General features: G+C 53.3%; 6 protein-coding genes and 1 pseudogene. 4 read left to right on the top strand and 3 right to left on the bottom strand.

The window, feature by feature from the left end; genetic code table 11:
- Positions 1 to 129: 129 nt before the first annotated feature.
- Positions 130 to 990: a hypothetical protein gene (locus tag EXE41_RS18110; RefSeq protein ID WP_137691734.1), complete on the bottom strand. Its 861-nt coding sequence runs from the start codon at positions 988 to 990 to the stop codon at positions 130 to 132.
- A 61-nt stretch (positions 991 to 1051) separates the two neighbouring features.
- On the opposite strand from EXE41_RS18110, the gene EXE41_RS18115 reads away from it, so the two are divergent.
- The 4 genes from EXE41_RS18115 to EXE41_RS18135 all read left to right on the top strand — a co-directional run bounded on the left by EXE41_RS18115 (position 1052) and on the right by EXE41_RS18135 (position 5371).
- Positions 1052 to 1405 (top strand): hypothetical protein, encoded by a 354-nt coding sequence (locus EXE41_RS18115; protein ID WP_137691735.1) that lies wholly within the window; start codon positions 1052 to 1054, stop codon positions 1403 to 1405.
- 62 nt (positions 1406 to 1467) lie between these two features.
- Positions 1468 to 2877, top strand: coding sequence for a DEAD/DEAH box helicase family protein (locus EXE41_RS18120; protein WP_137691736.1), 1410 nt, complete (start codon positions 1468 to 1470; stop codon positions 2875 to 2877).
- Positions 2864 to 4213: a DUF790 family protein gene (locus EXE41_RS18125; RefSeq protein WP_137691737.1), complete on the top strand. Its 1350-nt coding sequence runs from the start codon at positions 2864 to 2866 to the stop codon at positions 4211 to 4213. Before EXE41_RS18120 ends, EXE41_RS18125 begins: the two co-directional genes overlap by 14 nt.
- Before the next feature lie 804 nt (positions 4214 to 5017).
- The gene (locus tag EXE41_RS18135) at positions 5018 to 5371 is read left to right on the top strand and encodes a DUF6788 family protein (RefSeq protein WP_137691739.1); all 354 of its coding nucleotides are present in this window, start codon (positions 5018 to 5020) and stop codon (positions 5369 to 5371) included.
- A gap of 59 nt (positions 5372 to 5430) precedes the next feature.
- Here EXE41_RS18135 and EXE41_RS18140 read toward each other — a convergent pair whose 3' ends face one another.
- A complete protein-coding gene (locus EXE41_RS18140) occupies positions 5431 to 5862 on the bottom strand; it encodes a TRAM domain-containing protein (RefSeq protein ID WP_137691740.1) in 432 nt (143 codons plus the stop codon).
- Positions 5863 to 6162: 300 nt separating this feature from the next.
- Positions 6163 to 6285: pseudogene (locus EXE41_RS18145) on the bottom strand (IS630 family transposase); the annotation flags it as partial.

The raw sequence follows: 6285 nt of genomic DNA on the forward strand, positions 1-6285 counted from the left end.
AAGCCGACGCATGATTCTTGATGAGGAGGCGTCTTGGTGCACACTTGCCGCCTCCTCATTCCTCTCAAAAAGTAGCCTCGATAAGCCGCTGCTGTCATGCGGTTCTTCGCTTAGCTAAAGACGAATGGATCACAGAGTCAAGTCAGTGATCTCCCAGTCGGAGGATAACTCGTCACCGACACCTTGCTCAGCTACTATCTCTCGAATCCGCGTCTCAACACCTTCATCCAACACAAACTCGTAATCAAGTTCCTCCTGCCACTCCCAATAGCGTGGAACCGTTGGATCGAAATCGCTGACAGCACCAGCGGGAGCATCCAGCAGGTATCGTGGTCCCGAAATCTTACCAGACCGATATGGGAGTGTCTGTTGAACCGACTCGTCGTTAACCAGTTCTTCAAGCAGTTCTACGGCTGAATGCTGGTCGGCATAGAACGCATGTTCGAGTATCGCATTCACGAGCGGGAGACTCGACGAGGCGTACCGGTGGACATCGTCCGCAACCGAATGGTCTGGATGCCCGATACCCCAGCCGTACGGATGGAGTGCTTCTCTGATGAAATCGTATCCATCTCCCTCAAACTGGTCGAGAATCGAACTGAAGAATGTCAGAGCGGAAACTGGAACACTATCGATACCGGCCGACAGGCGGGTACGGATAAGGTAGCGACTTGTAACGTTCTGGAGAATCGTCGTCACGTGGGGGAACTTATCAGCTGTGTCTGGATGGTATGCGTCGAGAAAATCTTCAACCAATTCCCACCCTTCAGTCTGCGTTGCGTCGTCAAGCACGGTGATGAGCTGTTCCTGATAGGCTCTGGAAATACCTCGGTAACGGTCGGATTCCCCTTTCTCGTGTGCGGTCGCTAACTGTGTTTCGTAGGTTGCGACTGCCTTTGTGAGTGCGTTCATACCTCCGTTTTCAGCGGTTGCTAACTGCTGGTCAAGCCGATCAATTTCGATTTCCTCAGGACGGCGGTCTGCTGTCATTATCTCCTCTAACAGCAACTGGAGGCGTAATGTTTGTGCCACAGAACGACGACGGTAGTATATGACGTATGCTCTCAGCATCCACGTCGAGTCCTACGAGTTTAGCGGAGAGTTCTATTTTGTCGGGGACGGATACGACACAGGTGGGGACGTGCTGGAACACGTGGCAACCGACCACATTTTGACGATGAAGCAACGCCCACACGCCGCCGAGTATCTTCTTGAAACGCTCCAAGAAGGCGAGAATGTGAGTGAATCCGTATATGAGCAGGCGGAGCCAGATGTCTCCTGTGGACTCCACTTCGATGTTGACCACCAGCAGTTTCAGTTCTGGATTGGCGACCGTTCCGTTGACATCGGGAGACAGCCGACAAAGAGTGAGCTTCGCTCAACTGCCGACGACCTCTCAATATAGTGTTCTCTTCGAGATTCCAACCCCAGCAAGGACAAGTATCCCACCGACATAGGTAAACTCGAATGCGTCTCTCGTTTGATGATGGCACGCTTCTTCTCGAAGACGCTCCTGATACTGTGCCGTATGCCGAATGGGACGACCGTGTTGACGAGTATCGGGCACAGGCACAGCACTACCGTGATATTCGACAGTGGGCAACTGAGTCCGATGGTCAAGCAACACTCGAAGAATCCACAGCAACTGTGGCTAAATTAGAGGATGAGGCTCGTGCCTACTCAGACTTCTATCTCACGCCGTCTGTCGCTATCGAACCACGGGACTACCAACAGGACGCTCTCTCTGCGTGGCAGGACAACAACCGTCAAGGAAGCGTCGTCCTCCCGACTGGAAGCGGGAAAACGTTCCTCGCCGTTCAAGCCATTGCTGACGCAGGTGTGAGTACGCTCGTCGTCGTGCCGACTATCGATCTGATGAACCAGTGGCACGCGACTCTCACCAATGCCTTCGGTGACCAACTTCCAGACGGTGTCGGCGTTCTTGGGGGAGGAAGCCACGAGATAGCGGACATCACAGTAACGACCTACGACTCCGCCTACCGCTACATCAACGAGTACGGCGACCGGTTTGGACTTCTTGTAGTGGACGAAGTTCACCACTTGCCAGCTCCGACCTACCAGCAAATTCCTGAGATGACGATTGCTCCGTATCGGCTTGGACTGACAGCAACCTACGAGCGTGCCGATGGAGCACACGAAGAGTTGGAGGACTTGCTTGGGACGGTCGTCTATCGAGAGGAAGTCAATGAACTTGCTGGCGAGTTTCTTAGCGAGTACGAGACGATTCACCTCCAAGTCGGACTTACCGACGACGAGCGGACAACCTATGATGAGGAGTACCAGATTTACCGTGATTACGTGGATAGCCACGACTTTGACCTCTGGAAAGAGAACGGCTATGCTGAGTTCCTCAAACGCACATCCTATGACCCGCAGGGGCGACGGGCTCTCATCGCCAAGCAACGAGCGGAGAAGATCGCCCGCACGGCTGAAAAGAAGCTGGACACGCTTGATAATCTCCTGAAACGGCATTACGACGACCGTACAATCATCTTTACTGCCAACAACGAGTTTGCCTACAAGATTTCCCAAGAGTTCGTTGTGCCGTGTATCACACACCAGACCGAGACTGAGGAACGTACCGAGATCTTGGAACGGTTTCGGACGGGAGAGTACTCAATGCTGGCTACCTCACAGGTCTTGGATGAAGGCATCGACGTTCCGTCTGCGAACGTGGGAATTATTCTGTCTGGGAGTGCCTCGAAACGACAGTACGCACAACGGCTGGGACGGATTCTCCGACCGACAGACGACCGTCAACCTGCTCGTCTCTACGAAATTATCACCGAAGACACGATGGAAACCTACGTCTCTGAACGACGACGGCAGGGGGTGACAGCGAATGCTGACAGCTGACCTCGCACGCTCACGCACGCACGAGGATAGCATTGCCCCGTTGTTCGTCGATACTGATGAGCAACGGTACCGAGAGACAGCTGCGGAACTCATCCAGATTTTCGAGGAGCATCTCGGCGAACAGAAGGGCGAATTGGAAGACACCATCGACCAGCTCACCATTGCGGATACGGATTACAAAATCGTCCAGGGACTGGCGAAACTGCTGAAAGACGAGTGTGAGTTCGAGACAGTCGCCCCAGTTGAGCCACGAGAGATTCGGCAACGCCTCTTCAAGAAGGCAAACGAGTCGTATCCTATCGCCCGCCAGCCAACGCTCGGAGAGGACACAAAGAAATTGGAGGTGTACAGTTCTGTCGCTGATAAACTCGGTATCTCACTCAAAGAGTGCTACCAAGGGATGTACGCAGACTTGGAGGAGAACAAGCGACTCGTACGGTTCGGACACCGTTTTTCCGATGAATACGAGGAGGGAAACGAATCAACCACTACGACACGACTCACGGGTGATAGCGAGGAGTCCTACGCTGAGGATACGATCACGGTTGACTGGCTTCTTACACGCTACAATCTTGCTCTGGCACAGGCGGTGCTGTACGATGCGACAGAGATGCGGATACGAGTCTGGGACTCATTTTCTACCGTCTTCAGCTACGTGAAGCTCTTTGGGCTGATGCACCGCATCTACCCAATCGACAGCAACGGCAGGCGTGTCTCCAATACAGATGTTGCTGACGGGTATGAAGCGACTCTGGACGGAGCAGCATCTCTTTTCTCGAAATCACGGAAGTACGGGATTCGGATGGCGAACTTTCTGCCAGCCCTCCCGTTGTGCGACCGCTGGGAGATGGAAGCTGATATACTCGATGACGAAAGCGCATCATCTCGTCCAACACTCTCATTTGAGCTTGACCAGACCGATGACCTGTCCTCACACTACTCTGCTCAGGGCGATTTCGACTCTGATGTCGAACGGACGCTCGCTCAAAAGTGGGAGCGGTCGAACACCGATTGGGAGCTGGTGCGGGAAGACGATGTGCTGGACTTGGGGGCGGAGGTGATGCTTCCCGATTTTGCTATTGAACACCCAGACGGACGACGAGTCGTGTTCGAGATTGTTGGGTTTTGGACGCCCGAGTACCTTGATGAGAAGTTAGCGAAGATACGAGAAGCCGACCAAGATAATCTTATTATCGCCGTCTCAGATCGGTTGGATTGCTCATCTGAGGATTTCGAGGGGATAGATGACCGTGTGCTGTGGTTCAAATCAGGGATTCACGTCTATGATGTCGTAGAGTTGGCTGAGGGGTACGCTGTCGAGGTTTCCTCGGTTTAGTGTTGAGGCTGACTGTACGCAGGCCAGTGAGCAGCCGGTTCGTTCGAGAGAGCGTGAAGTGACGGTGAGCTCCGTGCTGACTGTATCCTCTGTATCTCGCACGACGCTCCTGACAGGTAACAAAAAAGTTTGTATCTTGACCAGTACGTAAGTCGCCTGTATTGACCAATCTTGATCGGGTATCTGAACTGTTCTATGACATCGCGCGCAATGGCTACTCACGACCTGCGGTCACGCTGCTGTCCCGGAACAATACTTTCGCCCCGCTCGCCTGAGCTATAAGTCACAGAGTCTCAAATTCTGAGGTGAGGGAGCAAAGCTGAGTCGGTTTTACCGACCGAACCAGCTCTAAAACAGTGTCACACGCTCCCTCTCCCCTGAAAAGAGCTGCCGATCTCGTGAGAATGACCCCCGATAATCCAGAGACGGTCCGTGGCACCTGCTCATTCTGTGGCGATACAGTTACCGGCCGACACGCGATCATCGAGTATGAAACAGATAGCGGTAGACCGGGCGTGTGGGCCGAATGCCCAAGCTGTGGCGAGATCGTTGACCCCACCCATGCTCAGTAAACAGTTCATCCAGCAGATCGTCAGGCTCGAGCTGCCATCGACAACCCACCACGAGTGCCGTCACTGTGGGTACAGCGTGGAGAAGGACGTCGATGAATGTCCACAGTGTGGCGCTGACGAGATTGCGGCCTACGATCTCGAGTAATTGCTGAAGTGGTCACGGTTAGGAGAGAAGGTTCAATACCTTATGTAGCACCCGAACGCTAACATGACTCCAATTGTTACATAAGGTATAGAGCAGCCGTCACCACCCACCTCGCTCCCGAAGTATCTCGCAGAGGGGCTCCCAAAACAGGATACGGAGACACTCCATGAGATACGGAACTACGTCGAGGCGCTCATCGAGTATCACGACCAGTCGGTCGACACCGAGGAGCTTCCCGAGACTGCTGAGCCCGTCGACGAGTCCGATAGCGCAGGAAGCGGGACCGTCGTCAAAGAGAAAGTCACCTGTGGCGACGATAGCTGTAAGTGCGCTAGCGGAGATCCAGCAGATATGCACGGCCCGTATCTCTATCGCTACTATCGTGAAAACGGGACGATGAAATCGGAGTACGTCGGCAAGCCAGGAAGCGAGGAGGGTTGATCAGGATAGTCGTGGTTCCAACGATCCCAATCAAATAGACAGGTGCCAGTAAAACGACGTTACAGCGCCCGTGAGTCGGGTTCGACGATGCTGGCAAACGCGACATTCTCTTTGACTTGCTCGATCTCGACCGACGGCTCATCACCCGGTTGTCCGCCGGGGACGATCACGACGTAGCCGCGTTCAACCTTCGCAATGCCGTCACCTTGATCACCAGTCGTCTCGATCGTCACGTCGCGGACTTCACCTTCATCTACGGGAGGACCGTCCGACGTCTGAGTTGGTTCTTGCCCAGCCGATTGGGGTTGCTCTTCCTGGGTCTTCTGGCTTGTCGAGGATTCTGATTCCAAGATCGCGACGCGATACGTTTCGTCGGCAGCAAGCGCGTCGTGTTCGATTTCACTCGCCGGGACATCCACAATATATGAGCCGTCACGTTCTTCGATTTGAGCACTAAACACAGAGCGAAGCGAATCAGAAATCTCGATCATCACGTATCACGAGTTGTAGCTAGTCAACGTATCTAAATCTCGCGTTTTGCGCTACTCTGAGGTGGTAATCTAGTGTATGCTGAAGAGAACACACAGATCCCGAACAGAAACTCCTCGAAAAGCTAGCAGGCCAGATCGGTCAGTACAGGCCAAAAACATAACCCGAGAGACTACAACATGTATCCTAATTTTTAGGAGACTCGTACAAGATACAGAGGATGTAGTCATCAACCATTGTTTTCTCACCAGTCCATATGAATCACCCCGTCAGTAGAGCTACGTATTGACCAAGACTAATACTCACGGACATAAATACGTAAACACATCTGGGATTTCGACCCGGTCGAGTGCAGAGAGAGCAGCCTCACGGAGATCGTCGAGTGTGTCAAACAGGCGGTTCCCAAGTTCTTGATCAAGTTGTCT

The sequence above is a fragment of the Halorubrum sp. SD690R genome (genome assembly GCF_005435035.1).
In the GTDB taxonomy this organism is placed as follows: Archaea; Halobacteriota; Halobacteria; order Halobacteriales; family Haloferacaceae; genus Halorubrum; species Halorubrum ezzemoulense.

Excerpts from the sequence above, each read along its gene's own strand:
- EXE41_RS18110 (WP_137691734.1), bottom strand. The coding sequence starts at position 990 with ATGACAGCAGACCGCCGTCCTGAGGAAATCGAAATTGATCGGCTTGAC.
- EXE41_RS18115 (WP_137691735.1), top strand. The coding sequence starts at position 1,052 with ATGACGTATGCTCTCAGCATCCACGTCGAGTCCTACGAGTTTAGCGGA.
- EXE41_RS18120 (WP_137691736.1), top strand. The coding sequence starts at position 1,468 with ATGCGTCTCTCGTTTGATGATGGCACGCTTCTTCTCGAAGACGCTCCT.
- EXE41_RS18125 (WP_137691737.1), top strand. The coding sequence starts at position 2,864 with ATGCTGACAGCTGACCTCGCACGCTCACGCACGCACGAGGATAGCATT.
- EXE41_RS18140 (WP_137691740.1), bottom strand. The coding sequence starts at position 5,862 with ATGATCGAGATTTCTGATTCGCTTCGCTCTGTGTTTAGTGCTCAAATC.